Source organism: Sphingobium sp. SG1, assembly GCF_057063145.1.
In genome coordinates this window covers 411487-429715 of the sequence record NZ_JBVVOJ010000002.1, presented here as the reverse complement: position 1 = coordinate 429715, position 18229 = coordinate 411487, and the positions used below count along the sequence as shown (strand labels likewise).

Below are 18229 nucleotides of genomic sequence, written 5' to 3'. Positions count from 1 at the left end.
TTCTGACAGGCGAGGCAATCAATAGTTGAAGTTCACCGTCGCCAGGAACTTGCGGCCCGAGCGATAGACGCCGCGCGGCAGCGCCGTAGTGTTGGCATAGGCATAATATTCCGCGTCGGTCAGGTTCATGCCCGACAGGGTGATGCCGATCTGCGGCGTGACATTATAGGTCGCCGACACGTCCAGATTGTCGGAGTCCCGCACGAACATATTGTCGCCACGGTCGATGCCGGTGAAATATTTCGACCGCCAGGTGTAAGTGGCGCGCAGCGCGACCGGGCCGCTTTCGAAGAAGGGGCTGACGCTGGCCTGATGCTTGGAATTATAGGGCAGCGCCTGGCCGCCTTCACCCGAACCGTCGGAATAGGTGTAGTTGGCCAATATGCCGAAGCCATAGGGCAGGTTCTGCTGATAGGCGACGGCAAAACCCTTCACCTCGGCCGAACCGGCATTATAGGGACGGCTGATCTGATAGGTCGTCACCCGGCCCTGCGACTGGTTGAAATAGCTCTCGGGCGCCGTCTTCTGCAGGATATAGTTGCTGATATCCTTGTAGAAGACTTCCGCCGACAGGATCGAGCCCTGCTTGAAATACCATTCGACCGAGGCGTTGAGATTGCCCGAGGTATAGGGTTTCAGATTGGGGTTGCCGCCACCGCCGGTCAGCACCGTGTCCGACAGCCAGAAATAATTGGTCATGTCGGCATAGTTGGGACGCGACATCACCTTGGCGGCGGAGAAGCGCAGGATCAGATCCTGCTGCGCGGTCCAGGCGATGTTGGCGCTGGGCAGCCAGTTGTCATAGCTGCGCTTGGTGGTCTGCCAGGTCCAGTCCGCCGCGCTGTTGCAGGGCGCTCCGGCGTTGCAGACATAGCCGGCGCTGTCGGTCTTGGTATTCACATAGCGCACGCCGAAATTGCCGCGCAGCGTGCCGGTGTCGAAATTGGCCTGGGCATAGACCGCGTTGATGTCTTCCTGGATGTTCCAGTTGCCGGCGGTAAATTCGGCCGCCGCGAAGATCGACGGCGTCGGCAGCGTCTGGCCTTCCAGATAGTCGACCATCGACGGGCCGCTGATGATGAAGCGGTCGGTCATCTGGTCGTTCACGCCGCTGAAGCCGCGCAGATAATTGCCCGCGACCGTCTTGGGATCGAACTGCGCCGCGGCGACGCCCAGACCATTGAGCGCGATGCCCGCATATTGCTGGCCGGTCTCGTGATGGCGATATTTATAACCGATCTGGATGCGCTTCAAAGCACCGTCGAAATCGAAGCCGAGGTCAGCCTGGCCGTAACGCTCCTTGTCGCTGGTCGGCTTGGTGACGGTGTTGCCGCTCCAGCCCGGATCGGTCACGAAGGCATTGGGGTTACCCTGAACGTCGGTGGCATAGCTCAGCGAACCCGGCGACTTGGGCGCACCGCCAATATTCACGGTATAATCCGCCCAGTTCAGGAATTCGAGGAAGACCTGACGCTTGGTGCCGCCGTCCGCGTCGGACAGGCCGCCTTCGACCGTCAGATCCCAGGTGCCGCCGTCCCAACGCGCCTTGCCGCGATAGGTATCTGACTTCATCTCGGCTTCACGATACTGGACGTCCAGCACCGACAGCGCATTCTTGAAGCTCGCGCTGGTAACGATGCCGTTATTGACCTCCAGACCGGTCAGTGCGCCCAGACTGTTCCAGGTATTGCCCTGGAAGGCATACATGGACTGGTTGAGGTTGTTGTAGGTGGCGTCGATCTTGAGCCAGCTCGCTTCCAGGGTCAGTTCGTCGACCGGCTTCCACTGGGCGGTGGCCGAATAGGTCAGGCGCTCACGGCCCTGTTCGAAATAGGAAGTGCCAAAGGCGTTGGGGCTGATCGCGTCGAGATTGTTGCTGAGCGTGGTAGCGCATTCGCCGACGCAGCCATTGTCGCGCGAGTCCACCGGATTGTCAGCATTGCCGCCGGCCCACTGGTCGGCCTTCATCGTGCCATAGGTTTCGACGCCGTCGCGGCGCAGCCGGTCCTTGGCGCGCTGGAACGAGGCGAGAATGCCGAACGTGCCTTCCTCATTATGCCAGCTGACCAGCGCCGACCCCTGGATATCGCCCTTCTTCGAGCGATCATTGTAGAGATAGCCAAGCTGGCCCGCCATGGTGAAGGGCTTCAGCTCCAGCGGCTTGCGGGTCACGACATTGACCGTGCCGCCGATCGAACCTTCGTCGATGCGCGGTTCGGGCGACTTGTAGACATCGACCCGGCCGACCAGTTGCGGCGCGAGCAGCGCATAGTTGAAGGTGCGGCCCGGCGAGTCGAGGATGAACCAGTCGGCCGACGCCACCGTCTGGCCGTCCAGCAGGGTGCGGTTGAGCGCCGGATCGGTGCCCAGGATCGACACTTTTTCGCCCTGGCCAAACTGGCGGTCGACGGTGACGCCCGGCACCAGCGTCAGCGCTTCGGCGACATTGGTATTGGGGAATTTGCCGACATCTTCGGCGGAAATGCTGTCGACGATCGCGTCGGCGTTACGCTTGACGTCGATCGCCTTGGCGAGCGAGGCACGATAGCCGGTGACGACGATATCGCTGGCATTTGCATCGGCGTCCGGCGCGGAAGCATCGCTTCCCTGCGCATGCGCGGCACCGGAAAACAGCGCGATGGCGCTGGCGGTACCGACCAGAAAAGTCCGAATCCCCATATCTCACCCCTTATTTATATTTGATGCATGGCACCAATTGGGCGGACCAACTGCATACCAATAAGCAGACCATCCGCCGAAGTCATATCGCCGTCAAGAGGGATATTTTCAAAATTGTGACGGTGTTTGAAATTTTTCACTGGCATATGGTATTTAATTGGTCTTAGTGTGCAAACAACACAGATGCTGGTGGAGACGAGATGCCGCTGCTTGCCGAACAGATTGGACCGCTCGACGCACTGGGCGGTGGCCCGCTCTATCGCCGGCTCGAAGACGCGCTGCGCGAAGCGCTGCGCACCCAGCGACTGAAGCCCAATGAGGCGCTGCCGCCCGAACGCGACCTGGCATCGGAACTCTCGGTGTCCCGCATCACCCTGCGCAAGGCGCTGGATTCTCTGGTCGAGGAAGGACTACTGGTGCGCAAGCAGGGCGCCGGCACCTTCGTCGCCAACCGGGTCGAAAAGCAGTTCGCCAAACTCTCCTCCTTTTCCGAGGATATGGCGGCACGCGGCCGCACCGTGCGCAGCGAGTGGCTGGGCCGCAGCGTCGGCGCAGTCACGCCCGACGACGCGCTGACGCTGGGCCTCAGCCCCGGCGCGGCCGTCTACCGCTTCAACCGCATCCGCTATGCCGACGATGTCGCGATGGCGCTCGAATATTCGACCATTCCCGGCTTCGGCCTCGACGGTGTCGATGTCGTCGACGCCTCGCTCTATGCCGCCCTGGAAGCCGCCGGCAACCGCCCGGTCCGCGCCCTCCAGCGCCTGCGCGCCGTCCTGTTCAACGCCGAACAGGCCAAGCTGCTGGGGATCGAGGCGGGGGCGCCCGGCCTCTATATCGAACGGCGCGGCTTCCTGGACGATGGCCGCGTCATCGAAGCGACGCAAAGCTGGTACAGGGGCGATGCCTATGACTTCGTTGCCGAACTCGACATGCGCGCCTGACCGAAAAGATGCCTGACACGATGCTCAATCCGCAAGATACCCTGATGTTCGCCGAGGCCGCAGAGGCCGGCGCCGTCATCGCCCGCCAGTTCGCCGCCAACGCCGAAACGGTCAAGGCGCTGGCCGCCAGCCTGCGCGCCGATCCGCCGCGCGGCATCGTCACCTGTGCCCGCGGCAGTTCCGATCATGCGGCGACCTTCGCAAAATATCTGTTCGAAACCCGCCTGGGCCTGCTGACCACGTCGGCCGCCCCCTCGATCGCCTCGGTCTATGGCACCGCCCCGGCGCTCGCCGACATGCTGGCCATCGCCATCTCTCAGTCGGGCAAGAGCCCCGACATCCTGGCCACGGTCGATGCCGCCAAAAGCGCGGGCGCAAGGACCGTCGCGATGGTCAATGTCGCCGACTCGCCGCTTGCCGGCCAGGTCGATACGCTGCTGCCGCTCCATGCCGGGCCGGAACGCAGCGTCGCCGCCACCAAATCCTACATCGCCTCGATCGCCAGTCTGCTGAACCTTGCCGCCCATTGGAGCGAGGATGCGGAACTGCTGGCAGCGCTGGACGCCGCCCCTGCCCTGCTCGCCCAGGCCTGGGCCTGCGACTGGACGCCGCTGGTCGAACAACTCGCCACCGCGCGCGGCCTCTACGTCATCGGCCGCGGCATCGGCTTCGGCATCGCGCAGGAAGCGGCGCTCAAGTTCAAGGAAACCAGCGGCCTTCATGCCGAAGCGTTCAGCGCGGCGGAGGTCAAGCATGGCCCGATGGCGCTGGTCGGCCCAGATTTCCCGCTGCTGGTCTTCCGCCAGGCGGACGAGACCGCCGAAAGCGTCGATGAACTGGTGCGCGAAGTCGTTGCGCGGGGCGGCCAGGTGCTGATCGCCGGCGAGCCGGTGGATGGCGCCATCCACCTGCCGGTGCCCGCCGCCCATCCCGCGATCGAGCCGATGCTGCAGGTCCAGGCTTTCTACCGCGCGGTCAATGCGCTGTCGGTCCGGCGCGGCTTCAACCCGGATCAGCCCCCGCACCTTGCCAAGGTGACGGAGACCCTCTGATGCGTCACGCTCTGGTCAACGGGTCGATCCTGATCGACGGCCACTTCCATGCCGGCAAGGCGCTGCTGATCGAGGGCAATCGCATTGCCGCGATCCTGCCCGACGCCGATGTCCCGGCCGATGTCCCGCGGCGCGACCTGGGCGGCGACCGGCTGGTGCCCGGCTTCATCGATACGCAGGTCAATGGCGGCGGCGGCGTGCTGTTCAATGATGCCCCGACGGTCGAAGGCATCGCCGCGATCGGCGCCGCCCATCGTCGTTTCGGCACCACCGGCTTCCTGCCGACGCTCATCAGCGACGATCTGGCCGTCATCCGCCAGGCGGTCGCCGCCGTCGATGCCGCGATCGAGGCCGGCGTGCCGGGCGTGCTCGGCATCCATATCGAAGGGCCCTATCTCAATATCGAGCGCAAGGGCATTCACGACGGCGACAAGATCCGCCCGCTCGATGCCGAGGGGCTGGAAGTGCTGTCTTCGCTCAAGCGCGGCCGCACCCTCGTTACGCTGGCGCCCGAGCGGACCTCCCCCGACATGGTGCGCCAGCTTGTGGAGCGCGGCGTAATCGTCGCGGCCGGCCACAGCAATGGCCGCTATGAGGACATGATCGGCGCGGTCGAGGCCGGCCTGTCCGGCGTCACCCATCTCTACAATGCCATGTCGCCACTGGGATCGCGCAAGCCCGGCATCGTCGGCGCCGCGCTGGAGCAGGACAGCGTGACCTGCGGTATCATCGTCGATGGCCATCATGTCAGCGCCACCGCGCTCAAGATAGCTCTGCGCTGCAAGCCATGCGACAAGCTGATGCTCGTCACCGACGCCATGCCCTCGGTCGGCTCCGACGCGGACGAGTTCATGCTCCAGGGCCGCCATATCCTGGTCCGCAACGGCGCCTGCACCGATGATGCCGGCACGTTGGCCGGCTCCAATCTCGACATGATCACCGCCGTCCACAACAGCGTCGCCATGCTGGACGTCCCGATCGAACGCGCCATCGCCATGGCATCGGCGGCCCCGGCCGCCTTCCTCGGCCTTGCCGCAGAAACCGGCCGCATCGCGCCGGACCTGCGTGCCGACCTGCTGCAACTGGATGCCCAGGGCGCCGTCGTGCGCAGCTGGATCGGCGGCAGCTACTGAGCCAAACATCGCGGGGGCGTTTGGATCGCGCCCCGGTTCCCTGCCTGCTCGGCCCCGCTTATGATACAGATCGTCTCACGGCCGCTGGACGTCGGGACAAGACCTGTTGCATTGAGAGGATGCCGATGAAAACTGCCCTGATCGCCACCAGCCTGATCTTCGCTGCGACCACGCCGCACATCGCCATGGCGCAGGCCCCTGCCGCCGCGCCTGCCCCGGCCTATAGCGTCGAGACGACCGACATCGGCACATTGCTCGACAATCCGGCGACCAAGGCCGTCCTGGACAAGAATCTGCCGGGCTTCACCGCCAATCCGCAGATCGACATGGCGCGTTCGATGACGCTGAAGGGCGTGCAGCAATATGCGGCCGACACGCTGACCGACGCCGCGCTTGCCAAGGTGCAGGCCGATCTCAACAAGATCCCGGCCAAGAAATAAGGACTTGCCCGGCGCGCATAGTCGCGCCGGCTAACCTGTTAGCTGCCTCGCCCATCGGCATCCTTGCCGGTGGCGTGGCGCATCAGCGCCTCCACCATGGCCAGCGCCTCGTCATGGCCCAGCGTCACGCCCAGGCTTTGTTCCATCACGATCGACCGGGCCATGCCCGCCGTCAGCACCGAAAGCCCCACCGGCGACAGCCCCGCGCCATCGGCCGCGCCGATCGCCCGCGTCTGGATATCGCGCAATTCCTCGACAAAGGCGGCGATTTCCTGCCGGATCGCCTTGCGATGGTTGGACAGCGCCATGAACTCCAGCACGATCGCGCTGCCATCCGGATCGGAATTGAGCTGCCACAGCGCGCGCAGCGGATCGGGCGTATCCAGCCGGCTGGCCAATTCTTCCTTGAACCGGGCCGACAGGCTGCGGAACAGCGCCAGCAGCAGGTCGTCGGTCGTCGCGAAATGATAATGGACCAGCGCCGGCGTCACGCCGACGATCTTGGCCACGCGCCGGGTGGTGACGGCGGCATAGCCTTCCTCGACCATCAGCCTCTCGGTCGCGGCCAATAGGGCGCCGCGCGCCGATGCGCGTTCCTTCCTGCCGGCGCGGGTTATGCCTTTTTCCATCGCCCCTGCGGCCTATTCGTCCAGCATGTCCATCACGTCGCGCGCGGCATTGCGATCGGCTTCATCCTCGAAGGCGACATCCAGATCGGGCGCGGCGCCCAGCATGTAGAGCAACGTCCACAGGGCGAAACGCCGGGGGCGGTCGGTCTCCAGCCCGAAGGCCACCTGCATGCGCTCGATCCCGGCCGCCATGCCCTCGGGTGGTACGCTGGCAAGGTCGTCGGTGCCGAAATAATGGCGAAATTGATCGTCTAAATCCATCGCCGCGCTATCCCACAGCGCGGCGCGCTTGACCAGATGGATCAGGCCGGCCGTTTGGGCAGTTCGATCTCCGCCTTGGCCGTGGCCAGCACGGCCCCCGCCTGATTGGCCATGCGGCAATCGACCTGCACCATGTGCCGGCCGTCCTCATCCACGAACTTGTCGAGGATGGTGCCGGTGGTGATGGTGATGTCGCCGGTCAGCGCCGGGCTGCGATAATTGCAGGCGGAATGGCGGATCATCCCCCATTCCCCGGCCCAACCGGCGAAATAGTCGGTGATCCACGCCCCCATCGACGCGCCATAGCCATAGCCGCGCGGCATGCCGATGAAGCGGGCCCAGCGCGGGAAGAGATGGCCGCGCGACGGGCCGACATAGGCGCCGTCGGTGAATTCCGGGTTGATCGCCTCCATCACCGGGTCATTTTCATGGCCCGCCATTTCCTTGACGAAGCCCAGCGCCTCCATGTCGAGATCCGTCCGCCGATGGGTGCCGCCCCATTGGGTGAAGATATAGGATCGCCATTCGGTGGCGAAGGAGACGATCGAATGCGGGCCGACCACCCGTTCTGGCAGCGCCGCGCCGACCGTCACATCATCCCACCAGCGCCGGTCATGGCCCAGATCATGGAGCATCTGAATCCACTGCATCTTGCGCGCTTCCAGTTCCTCCAGTTGGTCGTCGGTCCAGACCGGATCGTCAAAACCTTCGGTCGGGACATTATCCTTGCCCGCTTCCTGGCTGTAGCGGATTGACGTCGAGCGCTGCTTGGCGATCAGGTCGCCCTGCTGGTTATAATAGAAATTATCGCCGCGCTGGAAACAGGTCGGGCCGGCGAACTTGGTATCCTTGACCGTATAGTCGAACGGGATGCGTTCATTGAGGATGCGGTCGCCCGCCACCATGCGCGGGCCGTAGAACCACCATTCGTCGCCGCCGAACAGCATGTGCGAATTGGGCACCCGGCCGATGCAGGACGGCGCGGAGCCATGGGCGCAGTCCATGGTCACGGCAAAGCTCTGTGGCGCGACCATCCCGCCCCAACGGCTCTGCGCGGCATAGCCGGCATCATAATGGAGCCGGTTGGGATAATGCATCGCCTGCACCCAGCGGCGGATATCGCCATTGTTGATCGGTTCGACCATCCGCGCGGGCTGGATCGGCTTGCCCAGATAATTGTCGATATCCGAACAATCGAGCGTCGGGCTGGTCATGGATCGTCTCTCCGCAAATGGGCTTGTTTGACGCCAAGGCTAGCGGTGCCCCGGCGCAGCGACTTGACCAAAATGGACAGGCGCCCGGCCATTGCCGCGCCTCGCAAAATTGCCCAGAAGCGGAGGCGGAAAAGGACGGAAGGGAAGATATGGCTACCGCTCGCAGACTTGGCGCCGAAGGATCGCAGAACCGCGCCCGCTTCATCGACGCGGCCGAAACGATCCTGGCCAAGGTCGGCGAACATGGTATTTCCGCGCGGCAGGTGGCGCAGCAGGCGGGCCTGAAGACCCAGCTTCTCTATTATTATTTCCGCACCATGGACGACCTGCTGCGCGCCGTGGTGCAGCGGATCAACGATCGGCGCATGTCCCGGTTCGAGCAGGCACTGGCCGCCCCCCGCCCGCTGCGCGCCATGTGGGAGATGATGCGCGATCCCTCGACCGCTGCGCTCGCGGCCGAACTCAGCGCCATCGCCCATCATCGCGAGGCGGTGCGGGCCGAGATCGTCACCGCGGCCCAGGCGTTCCGCGCGCATCAGGCGCGGGCCGTCGCGGCGCTGCTACCGGCCGATCAGGCGGGTCAGGCCGGCGGCCTGGTGATGATCGCCGCCTCGCTCGCCCGCATGCTGGTCAGCGAGACCGCGCTTGGCCTCACCGAAGGCCATGACCAGGCCTTGGCGATGATCGAGGCCATGCTGGACCAGCTCGAAGCCAAATGATCGCCCCGGCGCTATTACCGATCCTGCCATCGCACCACCCCGTCCACCCCTGCTAACAACCTGTTCAGCATCGCGGTCCGGCACAGGCCAGCGGAGCAAGGAGAGGTCATGGCAGCACTGGAAAGCAAGGTCGCGCTGGTCACCGGCGCATCCTCGGGCATTGGCGAGGCGGCGGCACTCGCGCTGGCGCTTGAGGGTGTCAACATCGCTGTCAACGGACGGCGCCGCGATCGGCTCGACGCGCTGGTCGCCCGGATCGAAGCGGCAGGCGGCACTGCGATCGCCCTGCCCGGCGATGTCTCGGTCGAGGCGGATGCGGCATCCTCCGTCGCTGACACGGTGGCGCGGTTCGGCCGGCTCGACATCCTCGTCAACTCCGCCGGCGTCAACGAGGCGGGCGGGATCGAAAGCCTGACCAGCGCCCAGTGGCAGCGGGTGATCGACATCAACCTGATGGGCACCATCCATGCCTGCCGTGCCGCCTTCCCGGTGATGAAGGCACAGGGCAGCGGCGACATCGTCAATATCTCCTCGACCGCCGGGCGCCGCTCGGGCTGGCGCTTCGCTGCCTATTCGACCAGCAAGTTCGGCCTGACCGGCTTCACCGAAAGCCTGCGGCAGGAGGGCGGCCAGGCCGGCATCCGCGTCTCGATCATCGAACCGGGCGCCACCGCGACCGAGATCGCCAGCTCCATTTCCGACCCGCAATGGCGCGACATGATCCAGCAGCACACCCACAAGGACGGGGCGATGGCGCCGGACGATATCGTCGCCGGCATATTGCTCGCCGTCAGCCTGCCGCGCCGGGCCAATGTCAGCCGCATCCTGATCCAGCCGACCATCGACACGGAGCCGATGCCATGAGGCTGGCGGGCAAGAGCACGGTCATCACCGGCGCGGGATCGGGCATGGGCAAAGCGATAGCGCAGCGCTTCGCACAGGAAGGCGCGCGGGTACTCTGCGCTGACATCAGCGGCGCGCAGGATGAGGTCGCCGCCGCCATCGGCAATGGCGCGATCGGCCTGCATGTCGACGTGGCCGAGGAAGCGGACGTGCAGGCGATGATCGCCGCTGCCCGCGACGCCTTTGACCGGGTCGACATCCTCGTCAACAATGCCGGCTTCGGCGGCGGCATCATGCCGCTGCACGAACAGAGCAGCGACAATTGGGACCGGGTCCATGCCGTCAATCTGAAGGGCGTGTTCCTGGGCATGAAATATGGCGTGACCGCCATGCTGGAAAGCGGTGGCGGCGCGATCGTCAATATCGGATCGGCCACCGGCATGGTCGGGTGGAAGGGCCATGGCGTCTATGCCGCCGCCAAGGGCGGGGTCAGCCAGATGACAAAATGCGCCGCGCTCGATTATGCCGCGCACAATATCCGCGTGAACGCCGTGCTGCCCGGATCGATCTGGACCGGGCTGGTGCCAATGGCCAAGGACCATCCCGAACCGCCGCCCGGCATCTTCCGCGTGCCCGGCATCCCGATGGACCGGTGGGGCCTCGCCAGCGAGATCGCCAATGCCGCGCTGTTCCTCGCCAGTGACGAGGCATCCTACATCACCGGCACCTTGCTGCCGGTCGATGGCGGCTATTGCATCGGTTTTTCCGGCATGGCCGCCGAACAGGGTTGAGATCGAAGGAGCAGGATCATGAACGTCATTCACAAGAGCCGCGTCACCTTCCGCCCGGTCAAGCCGCTGATCGGCGCGCTGGTCGAGGCCGATCGGGAGGCGCTGTTCGATCCCGAGGTGGTCGCCCAGTGCCGCGACATGCTGGAGGAGCGGACCGTGCTGGTCATGCCGCAGGTCCATTTCACCAATGAGGAGCAACTGGCCTTTGCCGACCTGCTCGGCGGGCGGCTCAACCTCACCAGCGAGGCGACGACCAACAAGGACGAGGACGTCTATCAGGTGACGCTCGATCGCAAGATCAACCGCGCGCCCGAATATGTGCTGGGCACCTTCTTCTGGCACATGGACGGCATGCCGATGGAAATGCCGCCGCCGCTCGCGACGCTGCTGTCGGCCCGGCGCCTGGCGCCCAAGGGCGGCCAGACAGAATTCGCCAACACCTTCGCCGCCTATGAACAGATGCCCGAAACACAGCGCGCCGAGATCGAGGATCTGCGCATCATCCACAGCGTCGCCGCCAGCCTGCGCTCGATCGCCGACGCCATTCCCGAGGCGGAAAAGGGCAAGCTGGCGATCGGCGTCGAGAAGGAACGGCCGCTGGTCCAGACCCACAAGAATGGCCGCAAGAGCCTGATCGTCGGGTCGACCGCCGACCGGATCGTCGGCATGGAACTGGCCTATGGCCGCGCCTATATCGCCCGGCTCAACGAATGGGCGACCCAGCCCGATTTCGTCTATCAGCATCAGTGGCAGGCGGGCGACTTCGTGATCTGGAGCAACACCGGCGCGCTGCATCGGGTCGTGCCCTATGCCCGCGATTCCGGACGGATGATGCACCGCACCTCGATTGCGGGCTGAAGGGTCAGGCGGGCGCGTGCAACCGCGCCCGCAACCGCGTCGGCGACGCGCCGAACCAGTGGTTGCAGCTGCGTGTCATCACCGATTGTTCTGAAAAACCGAGCTTCTCCGACACATGGGCGAAGTCGATGTCGGTCTGCTCCAGATAGTAGCGCAATATGTCGCGCCGCACCTCGTCCTTGATCTTCTGGAAGCTCGTGCCCTCCGTCGCCAGCCGGCGGTGCAGGGTGCGCGGGTGCAGCCCCAGTTCGGCCGCGACCCGATCGTTCGAGCAATGGGCGGTCCATAGCCATTGCATGACGATGCCGCGCACCTGCGCATGCAGCGGCGGATGGCGATGGGGAAATTCCCGTTCGATATAGGCGGTGACGGCGGCAAAGACCGTGGCATCCCGGTCGATCACCGGGCTCGCCATGTCGCGCTCGGAAAAGCTGATCCCGTCCTCATTCTGGCCGAAATGGACCGGGCATCCGAAATAGCGGCGATAGATGCGCGCCGGCGAGATCGGCTGATGGCGGAAATGCACCCGCCGCGCCCGTGCCCGCCCGCCGGTCAGTTCCATCGCGAAGAGATGGCCGACCAGCAAAATATGCTCCATCGCCTGCGCCCGGTTTGGCACGCCGTCGAGCAATATGTCATGCCCAACGAAGACATGGCGGACCGAAGGAAAGCGCCGCAGCCACACCGCCGCAGCCAGACTGTGCGCATAATTATGGCTGCACACATAATCGATCGCCGCGCCAAAGGTCGGCGCGTTGCGCATCGCGTCGCCCAGCGGCCCGAACAGGTCGACGCCGCGCTGCCGCAGGGCAAGACGCATGCCGAAGTCCGGACAGCCAAGCCGATGCGCAGCCTCCTCGATCAGCGCGATGGTCTGGCGATAGCTGGGCGACGCATCGCCGCTGTCCGGCGCCTCGCCGCCCAGTTCCGCCACCAGCTCCGGCAGGAACCGCAGCATGTGGGCATTGATCGCCTCGAACGCGTCGCGCGCCTCATCCATCGCCTGACCTCCCATTCGGGCAGGCTGGCACCGCCTGTCCAAATAGGTCAAGCGGCCGCCGCCCCATTTCGGCGGGGCGATGCGCTCAGAGCCAGTTGAGCTTGCGAAAACGCCGGTAGAGGATCGAACAGATCAGCAGGATCACCGACAGCACGACGAAATAGCCGTAGCGGGTCTTGAGCTCGGGCATATGCTCAAAATTCATGCCGTAAATGCCGGCGATTGCGGTCGGCACCGCCAGGATCGCGGCCCAGGCGGCAAGCTGACGGGTGATCGTGCCGGTGCGCTGCTGTTCCAGCAAATTGCTGAACTCGAAGACGGAATTCAGCACCTCGCGCAAATCGTCGACCATCGTCTGCACCCGCCGCACATGGTCGCGCACATCGCTGAAATAGGGCCGGGTTTCCGGATCGATGCAGGGCAGGTCGATCTTCACAAACTTGGTCGCGACCTCCTGCATCGGCCCCAATATACGCTGAAAGCGGATAAGCTGGCGCCGCAGGTTGAAGATACGGGTGATCTCGTCGCGGCCGAGGAAATTGTCGACCGTGTGCTGCTCCATGGTCAGCACTTCCTCCTCGATTCCCTCGACGATCGGCAAATAGCCGTCGACGATGAAGTCGAGGATGGCATGCAGCACATAATCGACGCCATGGGCCAGTCGGTCCGGCACCGCCTCCAGCGCGTGACGCAGCTCGATATGCCCGCGCGCCGAACCATGGCGGACACTGATGATATGGCTGTGGCCGACGAAGATCGCGGTTTCGCCATAGGCGATCGTCTTCTCCTCGACATGGGCGGTGCGGGCCACAACGAACAGCTGCTCGCCATAAATGTCGACCTTGGGCAGTTGATCCGCCTTGATCGCATCCTCCACCGCCAGCGGGTGGAGGTTATAATTTTGCTGCAACGTCCGCATTTCCTCGGCGGTCGGGCTGGCGACGCCGATCCAGACAAATTCCGACTTGTCCTCGGCGCAGTCGATCCGTTCGGTGATCGACACTTCGCGCACGCGCTGGCCGTTGCGATAGAGATAGGCGGCAATGACGGTCATTCGGGCCTCGAAATCATGCTATTCTGCCAGCTTAGCGCGGCCAGCCTTGATCGGGAAGGCGATCAGGCGGCGGGCGATGGCGCCTGCACCACCAGCATCGCGCCCTGTGCGTCGCGCAGGCGGACATAGAGCTTGCCATCCGTCGGCGCCGGGACCGTCAGGGTCGATCCAGTGAAGCCCTGCGCCACCGGCGCCGGCTGATCGAAGGCGGGATTGCCGGCGACGGCATCGACCAGGAACAGGTCGCGTCCCTTGATGGTGCAGCCCTGATCCTTCTGCTCCTGGCCCGCGCAATCCACCGCCTCGATCCGCGGCAGGCGGGCAAGCGGCATCAGTGGCTGCCAATCCCCCTGTTCGCGGCCCCGCACGATGCGGAATTGCAGCGGGCCAAAGGCGGGGCCGAGCGCCGCCGGATCAAGGGTCGCCACCATCACCTGCGGACTTTGCAGTTGCAGGCCGGAACCGGCCGCCAGCCGGACGCTGGCGCCGCCATCCTGCGTCGCTACCTCGATCGCATCGGTCATGGCCAATTTGGTGCCGTCCTGCGCCTGCACGGAAAAGACCAGGCGGCCATTATTGGGCAGCACATCCGATCCACCCAGCGTCACCGGCAGACCCGTTGCCGCAGCTGGCGTGACGCTCTTGTTGAGCAGGGTCACACGGGGCCGCGCGGGGGCGATCGTGACCGGCACGGATACGACGCGCCCATCCTCCAGCTGCACGCGGGCGCTGGCGCCTTCGGCCGGCACAGTCCCATCGCCCGCGGCCGTCAGACGCAGCCGATCGACCGAACCGTCGCGGATCAGGCCATCGGGTTTCCAGCTACGCCCGCCAAGGTCGACGCTCGCCACCTGATCGAGCCGTTGCCCCGTCATTTCGCCCCAAGCATCGCCCTGATACACGGTCAATCCGTCCAGCTTGCTCGCCGGGGCATAAGCGCGCAGCGCCACGGAGAAAGGCTTGGCGACGCCCTGATATTTGACATCGACAGTGACAGGTCCGGCGCGCCGATCGGCCAGCGGCAGGGTCAGGTCCAGCGCGTCGTGGCCCTGCACCTTCCAGCCGATCGCCTGGGGCGCCGCATTGCCCTGGCGCAGGGTGACACTTTCAACGCAAGAAGGTGCGCCGCCCGTCAACGTCAGGCCATTGTCGCGGCCGACCACCAGCGTCGGCGCCTCGCCCTTCACCTGCCAGGCCGCATCATCGGGCCGCTGCAGGATGTAATCGGGCCCTTCGAACCGGTCGAACCCCCATTGACCATAGACATGAGCCTCGATCGATCCCCTGAAGTCGGCCGGCCAGGGACCATCGGCGCGGATCACATAGCCGCCGCGATCGGCCCGCGCCTCCAGCGGATATTCGATCGTCTGGCCCGACGCAGCCTTCAACTGCACCGTCATGCCGCGCGCATAACTGGTCGAATAGATGAGCGGCGCCCCCTCGACCGGCAGCACCGTGCCGGGCAATGCCGCGCAGATCGGTGCCTGCGCACCGCTGCGCAGGCGCGGCGGGCTGTCCGCCTCGATCGAGGGCATGCCGACCACCATCACCGACTTGGGCTTGGCGAAGGACGGCGCCTTGTTCAGCATCAGCCCGATATTGTCGTCGCGGCGCAGGCTGACGGTCGGCAGATATTCGAAGCTGGGGCTGCTAAAGGCCCCGAACATCCGGGCCAGATCGCGCACCACGCCGATATAGGGGCTGTAATAGCCATAGCCCGCCTCACGCGTGGACGCGAGTTGTAGGGCCAGGTCGGTCGGCGTGCCACTCAGCGTCTCGGCAATCGAACTGCTGTGAACATCGGCGAGGACCAGCTGATCCTTATTCTCCAGCAGGCAGGCCGCCTGAAGCTCGATCACCTTGGACAGGCAATCCTCATTAAGCTTCATCGATAGGCTGCGGGCCAGCGCCGGTGCGACGCTGCGCAGAAATTCGGGATGGCTGTTTTCCTGTGTCCGGATCGCCGTCATGAAGGCATCCAGCCGCGAGCGATCAAGCGACGCCTGATTGAGTTCCTGGGTTGCCCGCACGAACTCGCCCGGCTTGCCGCGCACCGCGTCACTGACCGTCCCCTCGCCACCGCCGGTCTCGGGCACCAGGAACAGCACCATCTGTCGCGCGCCGTCCGGCACTGTCAGGGCGAGGCGGCGATCCTTGTCCTTCTTCTTCCATGTCTCCGCGCTGTCGATCCAGTCCTTGGGCGGCGGATTGGTCGCGCCCCGCAGGAAGGCCGACATCAGCACGAAATTGGCGCCCTGTTCCTTGGGCAGGTTCGGTTCGATCAGCAGCTTGTCGCCCGCCCTCAGGCTCGGCACCTGGCTGATCGGCAAGCTGGTCGTGCCGCGGGTCACGCTGACCTTGAGGTCCGGCCCGGTCAGCTCGAACGGCGCAGGCTCGGCCGCAAGGCCCGGCGTCAGCAATGCAGCCTCCAATGCCATTCCGATCAACAGGCCGATCGGCTGGCGCAGGCGCGCGGTCTGGATCGGGGCGGAAGGCTGGGGCATGTCTCTCTATCCGGCTATCTATGTTTTTCGGCGACCATTGCGGCTGTCCCACAGGAATTCGGCAATTCCAAGGCGGTAGTAAATGCGCGCCATGCCACCCCCTCGCTGAACCTGCGACAACGGGCTAAGAGGAGAAAATCGCACGCAATCAGGCAGGACCATGCAGACCGGAACGCTCAAGCTCAAGATCCAGATCCTTTGCGGGGACGAGATCGCCATGGGACCGGGCAAGGCCGATCTGCTCGATGCGATCGCGCTGCACGGCTCCATATCGGCGGCCGGACGAGCACTGGGCATGAGCTATCGACGCAGCTGGCTGCTGGTCGACACGATGAACCGTTGCTGGAACGACCGGCTGGTCGAGACGGTCGCCGGCGGCGGCCGTGATCGCGGCGCGCGGGTGACGGAAGCAGGGCAGGCCGTGCTGGCCGCCTATCGCGCGCTGGAAGAGGCCGCGCTCACCGCGACCGGAGGACGGGCACAGGGCCAGCTTGACACCCTGCTGCGGCCGATCCCCCTGCCCGCCCCTCTTTCATAGTTTCTTGCCGCAGGATTCGTCCGGCATGGCGAAGCGTGGATCGGTGAGGAACGCCTGATCGGTCAGGCTGTCGAGGAAAGCCGTGATCGCTATCCGTTCGGCGTCGGTCAATTTCTGGCCATGGCGCAGGATCGCCGCATCCAGCGTTTGCGCGGACCCATCATGCCACCAGGGACCGGTCACCGCGACATTGCGGAGCGGGGGCGTGCGAAAACGCCCGGCATCACTTGTGAGCCCCGTCTTTTCGGCCAGCCCCTGATCGGCTGCCGTCGCCGGTTCCAGCCGATGATAGGCGCCGTCGCTGAAATCCCGCCCCGCATGGCATGACGCACAGCCCTTGTCCGCGAACAGATGTGCGCCCTGCCGGGCCGACATCGACAGGGCATCAGCCTGCCCCCGTCGATCGCGATCATAAGGGCTGTCGCGCGAAATCAGCGTGCGTTCGAACGCCGCAAGCGCCGCCGACACCGTCACGATGTCGATCCGGCCGCGACGGTCCGGGAAAGCGCGCGCGAACATCCGGCGATAGCAGGCATCGGCGCCCAGCCGACGCGGGAGTTCCGCCTCCAGCCCCTTCATCCCCATTTCGACGGGATGCTCGCCGAGCAGCGGCACGGCGACCTGCGCCTCCAGGCTGGTGATCGCCGGATCAGCCATGGTGAGGCGCGGGAACCAGGCGACATTGGCCAGGCCCGGCACATTGCGCAGGCCCGGATCACCATGGACGCCGGGCCGCGTGCGATTGCCGTCGGCAAAGCCGCGATGCTGCTCATGGCATCCGGCACAGCTCAACGTGCCATTGGCCGACAGGTCGGCGTCATAGAAAAGGCGGCGGCCAAGCTCGACCTTCGCCCCGCTCATTGCGTTGCCGACCGGGACCGGGGGCGGTGCTTCGCCCAGGGGCAAGCTCCAATGCCATGGCCGCCCTGCCCCGATCAGCAGCAGCGTCGCGAGCAATAGCGGCCAGCGCGCCGGCTTCACGGCAGGCGGGTCACCAGCACCGTCATCTGCGGATCGCCATTGGCCGCGAGTTGCAGGATATAGTCGCCTGGTTCCAGGCTGTAATCGACCATCTTGCGGATGCCGGTGCAATCGGGGCCATGGCCATGCGCGGTCGAGGTCGCGGCGGTGCCGTCCTTCACCACATCGACCCAGGCGCCACTGCTCAGCGCCACTCGCCAGGTGCCGGGCTGATCGACGGTGAAATGGACGATGCCACCGAAGCTGACACTGCCGCCCGGCTTGGCCGGGCGAAACGGATAGCTGATCCTGGGTGTCGGCAGCAGGGTCAGCGCCGCGGCCTGCCCGGCTTTCAGCTTGACCTTGCCGGCTCCCTTGGCATCCGCCGCCGCCTTCATCGGCTGCGGCGCGCGCCAGGATGCCATCTCCGCCGGCGGATCGGCCGGCGCGGCGCAGGCCGGCATGCCCGACATTTGCGCGAAGGCCGATGCCGGCACCAAAGCCGCGCACAGGGCCGGAAACAGCAGGAACAGTGGCTGACGCACGGGCTTCCCTCCCGAAGGCAAAACTATATACGGCGGGATATAGCGAGTCGAACGACCAAGAATAG

At 65.2% G+C, this 18229-nt stretch carries 18 protein-coding genes; 9 read left to right on the top strand and 9 right to left on the bottom strand.

Features of this window, described 5'->3' with window-relative positions; genetic code table 11:
- Nucleotides 1-18: 18 nt before the first annotated feature.
- On the bottom strand, nucleotides 19-2679 hold the full coding sequence (locus AC0KVN_RS07480) for a TonB-dependent receptor (RefSeq protein WP_435566549.1): 2661 nt from the start codon (nucleotides 2677-2679) through the stop codon (nucleotides 19-21).
- 200 nt (nucleotides 2680-2879) lie between these two features.
- On the opposite strand from AC0KVN_RS07480, the gene AC0KVN_RS07475 reads away from it, so the two are divergent.
- The 4 genes from AC0KVN_RS07475 (at nucleotide 2880) to AC0KVN_RS07460 (ending at nucleotide 6248) form a co-directional block, all read left to right on the top strand.
- Nucleotides 2880-3623: a GntR family transcriptional regulator gene (locus tag AC0KVN_RS07475; RefSeq protein WP_435566548.1), complete on the top strand. Its 744-nt coding sequence runs from the start codon at nucleotides 2880-2882 to the stop codon at nucleotides 3621-3623.
- A gap of 8 nt (nucleotides 3624-3631) precedes the next feature.
- Nucleotides 3632-4675 (top strand): SIS domain-containing protein, encoded by a 1044-nt coding sequence (locus tag AC0KVN_RS07470; RefSeq protein WP_279606538.1) that lies wholly within the window; start codon nucleotides 3632-3634, stop codon nucleotides 4673-4675.
- A complete protein-coding gene (nagA, locus tag AC0KVN_RS07465) occupies nucleotides 4675-5808 on the top strand; it encodes an N-acetylglucosamine-6-phosphate deacetylase (protein WP_435566547.1) in 1134 nt (377 codons plus the stop codon). Before AC0KVN_RS07470 ends, nagA begins: the two co-directional genes overlap by 1 nt.
- A 125-nt stretch (nucleotides 5809-5933) precedes the next feature.
- Entirely contained in the window at nucleotides 5934-6248 is a 315-nt protein-coding gene (locus tag AC0KVN_RS07460) for a hypothetical protein (RefSeq protein ID WP_037521534.1), read from the top strand.
- Nucleotides 6249-6286: 38 nt separating this feature from the next.
- Here the strand turns inward: AC0KVN_RS07460 and AC0KVN_RS07455 are convergent, their stop codons facing one another.
- The 3 genes from AC0KVN_RS07455 to AC0KVN_RS07445 are packed head-to-tail and all read right to left on the bottom strand — an operon-like array spanning nucleotide 6287 to nucleotide 8352.
- Complete coding sequence (locus AC0KVN_RS07455; RefSeq protein ID WP_435566546.1) at nucleotides 6287-6877, bottom strand: TetR/AcrR family transcriptional regulator; 591 nt, start codon at nucleotides 6875-6877, stop codon at nucleotides 6287-6289.
- A gap of 12 nt (nucleotides 6878-6889) precedes the next feature.
- Nucleotides 6890-7138, bottom strand: coding sequence for a hypothetical protein (locus tag AC0KVN_RS07450; RefSeq protein WP_004212448.1), 249 nt, complete (start codon nucleotides 7136-7138; stop codon nucleotides 6890-6892).
- 41 nt (nucleotides 7139-7179) lie between these two features.
- Complete coding sequence (locus AC0KVN_RS07445) at nucleotides 7180-8352, bottom strand: FAS1-like dehydratase domain-containing protein (RefSeq protein ID WP_097382962.1); 1173 nt, start codon at nucleotides 8350-8352, stop codon at nucleotides 7180-7182.
- 149 nt (nucleotides 8353-8501) lie between these two features.
- Here AC0KVN_RS07445 and AC0KVN_RS07440 point away from each other — a divergent pair, with 149 nt between their 5' ends.
- The 4 genes from AC0KVN_RS07440 to AC0KVN_RS07425 all read left to right on the top strand — a co-directional run bounded on the left by AC0KVN_RS07440 (nucleotide 8502) and on the right by AC0KVN_RS07425 (nucleotide 11563).
- Nucleotides 8502-9071: a TetR/AcrR family transcriptional regulator gene (locus AC0KVN_RS07440; protein ID WP_435566544.1), complete on the top strand. Its 570-nt coding sequence runs from the start codon at nucleotides 8502-8504 to the stop codon at nucleotides 9069-9071.
- A gap of 108 nt (nucleotides 9072-9179) precedes the next feature.
- Complete coding sequence (locus tag AC0KVN_RS07435) at nucleotides 9180-9935, top strand: SDR family oxidoreductase (protein WP_435566543.1); 756 nt, start codon at nucleotides 9180-9182, stop codon at nucleotides 9933-9935.
- Nucleotides 9932-10705, top strand: a complete 774-nt coding sequence (locus AC0KVN_RS07430) for an SDR family NAD(P)-dependent oxidoreductase (protein WP_435566542.1) — start codon at nucleotides 9932-9934, stop codon at nucleotides 10703-10705. Before AC0KVN_RS07435 ends, AC0KVN_RS07430 begins: the two co-directional genes overlap by 4 nt.
- Nucleotides 10706-10723: 18 nt before the next feature.
- Entirely contained in the window at nucleotides 10724-11563 is an 840-nt protein-coding gene (locus tag AC0KVN_RS07425) for a TauD/TfdA dioxygenase family protein (protein ID WP_435566541.1), read from the top strand.
- A gap of 4 nt (nucleotides 11564-11567) precedes the next feature.
- On the opposite strand, the gene AC0KVN_RS07420 is transcribed toward AC0KVN_RS07425, so the two are convergent.
- From AC0KVN_RS07420 to AC0KVN_RS07410, 3 genes are all read right to left on the bottom strand, one after another.
- Nucleotides 11568-12563: an AraC family transcriptional regulator gene (locus AC0KVN_RS07420; protein WP_435566540.1), complete on the bottom strand. Its 996-nt coding sequence runs from the start codon at nucleotides 12561-12563 to the stop codon at nucleotides 11568-11570.
- A gap of 85 nt (nucleotides 12564-12648) precedes the next feature.
- A complete protein-coding gene (locus tag AC0KVN_RS07415) occupies nucleotides 12649-13617 on the bottom strand; it encodes a magnesium and cobalt transport protein CorA (RefSeq protein WP_435566539.1) in 969 nt (322 codons plus the stop codon).
- Nucleotides 13618-13679: 62 nt separating this feature from the next.
- On the bottom strand, nucleotides 13680-16121 hold the full coding sequence (locus AC0KVN_RS07410) for a hypothetical protein (RefSeq protein ID WP_435566538.1): 2442 nt from the start codon (nucleotides 16119-16121) through the stop codon (nucleotides 13680-13682).
- Between the two features lie 160 nt (nucleotides 16122-16281).
- Between AC0KVN_RS07410 and AC0KVN_RS07405 the strand changes: the two genes are divergently transcribed.
- Nucleotides 16282-16659: a winged helix-turn-helix domain-containing protein gene (locus AC0KVN_RS07405; protein ID WP_099232695.1), complete on the top strand. Its 378-nt coding sequence runs from the start codon at nucleotides 16282-16284 to the stop codon at nucleotides 16657-16659.
- Here AC0KVN_RS07405 and AC0KVN_RS07400 read toward each other — a convergent pair.
- Together AC0KVN_RS07400 and AC0KVN_RS07395 are read right to left on the bottom strand one after the other, a co-directional pair.
- Entirely contained in the window at nucleotides 16654-17640 is a 987-nt protein-coding gene (locus tag AC0KVN_RS07400; RefSeq protein ID WP_435566537.1) for a cytochrome-c peroxidase, read from the bottom strand. The two genes, AC0KVN_RS07405 and AC0KVN_RS07400, sit on opposite strands and share 6 nt — an antisense overlap.
- Nucleotides 17637-18164, bottom strand: coding sequence for a hypothetical protein (locus AC0KVN_RS07395; RefSeq protein WP_435566536.1), 528 nt, complete (start codon nucleotides 18162-18164; stop codon nucleotides 17637-17639). Before AC0KVN_RS07395 ends, AC0KVN_RS07400 begins: the two co-directional genes overlap by 4 nt.
- Nucleotides 18165-18229 lie beyond the last annotated feature (65 nt).

Bases quoted from the DNA above. Each gene is read 5' to 3' on its own strand.
- AC0KVN_RS07480 (WP_435566549.1), bottom strand. From the start codon at position 2,679: ATGGGGATTCGGACTTTTCTGGTCGGTACCGCCAGCGCCATCGCGCTG.
- AC0KVN_RS07470 (WP_279606538.1), top strand. From the start codon at position 3,632: ATGCCTGACACGATGCTCAATCCGCAAGATACCCTGATGTTCGCCGAG.
- AC0KVN_RS07420 (WP_435566540.1), bottom strand. From the start codon at position 12,563: ATGGATGAGGCGCGCGACGCGTTCGAGGCGATCAATGCCCACATGCTG.
- AC0KVN_RS07430 (WP_435566542.1), top strand. From the start codon at position 9,932: ATGAGGCTGGCGGGCAAGAGCACGGTCATCACCGGCGCGGGATCGGGC.
- AC0KVN_RS07460 (WP_037521534.1), top strand. From the start codon at position 5,934: ATGAAAACTGCCCTGATCGCCACCAGCCTGATCTTCGCTGCGACCACG.
- AC0KVN_RS07450 (WP_004212448.1), bottom strand. From the start codon at position 7,138: ATGGATTTAGACGATCAATTTCGCCATTATTTCGGCACCGACGACCTT.
- AC0KVN_RS07440 (WP_435566544.1), top strand. From the start codon at position 8,502: ATGGCTACCGCTCGCAGACTTGGCGCCGAAGGATCGCAGAACCGCGCC.
- AC0KVN_RS07410 (WP_435566538.1), bottom strand. From the start codon at position 16,121: ATGCCCCAGCCTTCCGCCCCGATCCAGACCGCGCGCCTGCGCCAGCCG.
- AC0KVN_RS07415 (WP_435566539.1), bottom strand. From the start codon at position 13,617: ATGACCGTCATTGCCGCCTATCTCTATCGCAACGGCCAGCGCGTGCGC.
- AC0KVN_RS07445 (WP_097382962.1), bottom strand. From the start codon at position 8,352: ATGACCAGCCCGACGCTCGATTGTTCGGATATCGACAATTATCTGGGC.
- AC0KVN_RS07435 (WP_435566543.1), top strand. From the start codon at position 9,180: ATGGCAGCACTGGAAAGCAAGGTCGCGCTGGTCACCGGCGCATCCTCG.
- AC0KVN_RS07475 (WP_435566548.1), top strand. From the start codon at position 2,880: ATGCCGCTGCTTGCCGAACAGATTGGACCGCTCGACGCACTGGGCGGT.
- AC0KVN_RS07405 (WP_099232695.1), top strand. From the start codon at position 16,282: ATGCAGACCGGAACGCTCAAGCTCAAGATCCAGATCCTTTGCGGGGAC.
- AC0KVN_RS07425 (WP_435566541.1), top strand. From the start codon at position 10,724: ATGAACGTCATTCACAAGAGCCGCGTCACCTTCCGCCCGGTCAAGCCG.
- AC0KVN_RS07455 (WP_435566546.1), bottom strand. From the start codon at position 6,877: ATGGAAAAAGGCATAACCCGCGCCGGCAGGAAGGAACGCGCATCGGCG.
- nagA (WP_435566547.1), top strand. From the start codon at position 4,675: ATGCGTCACGCTCTGGTCAACGGGTCGATCCTGATCGACGGCCACTTC.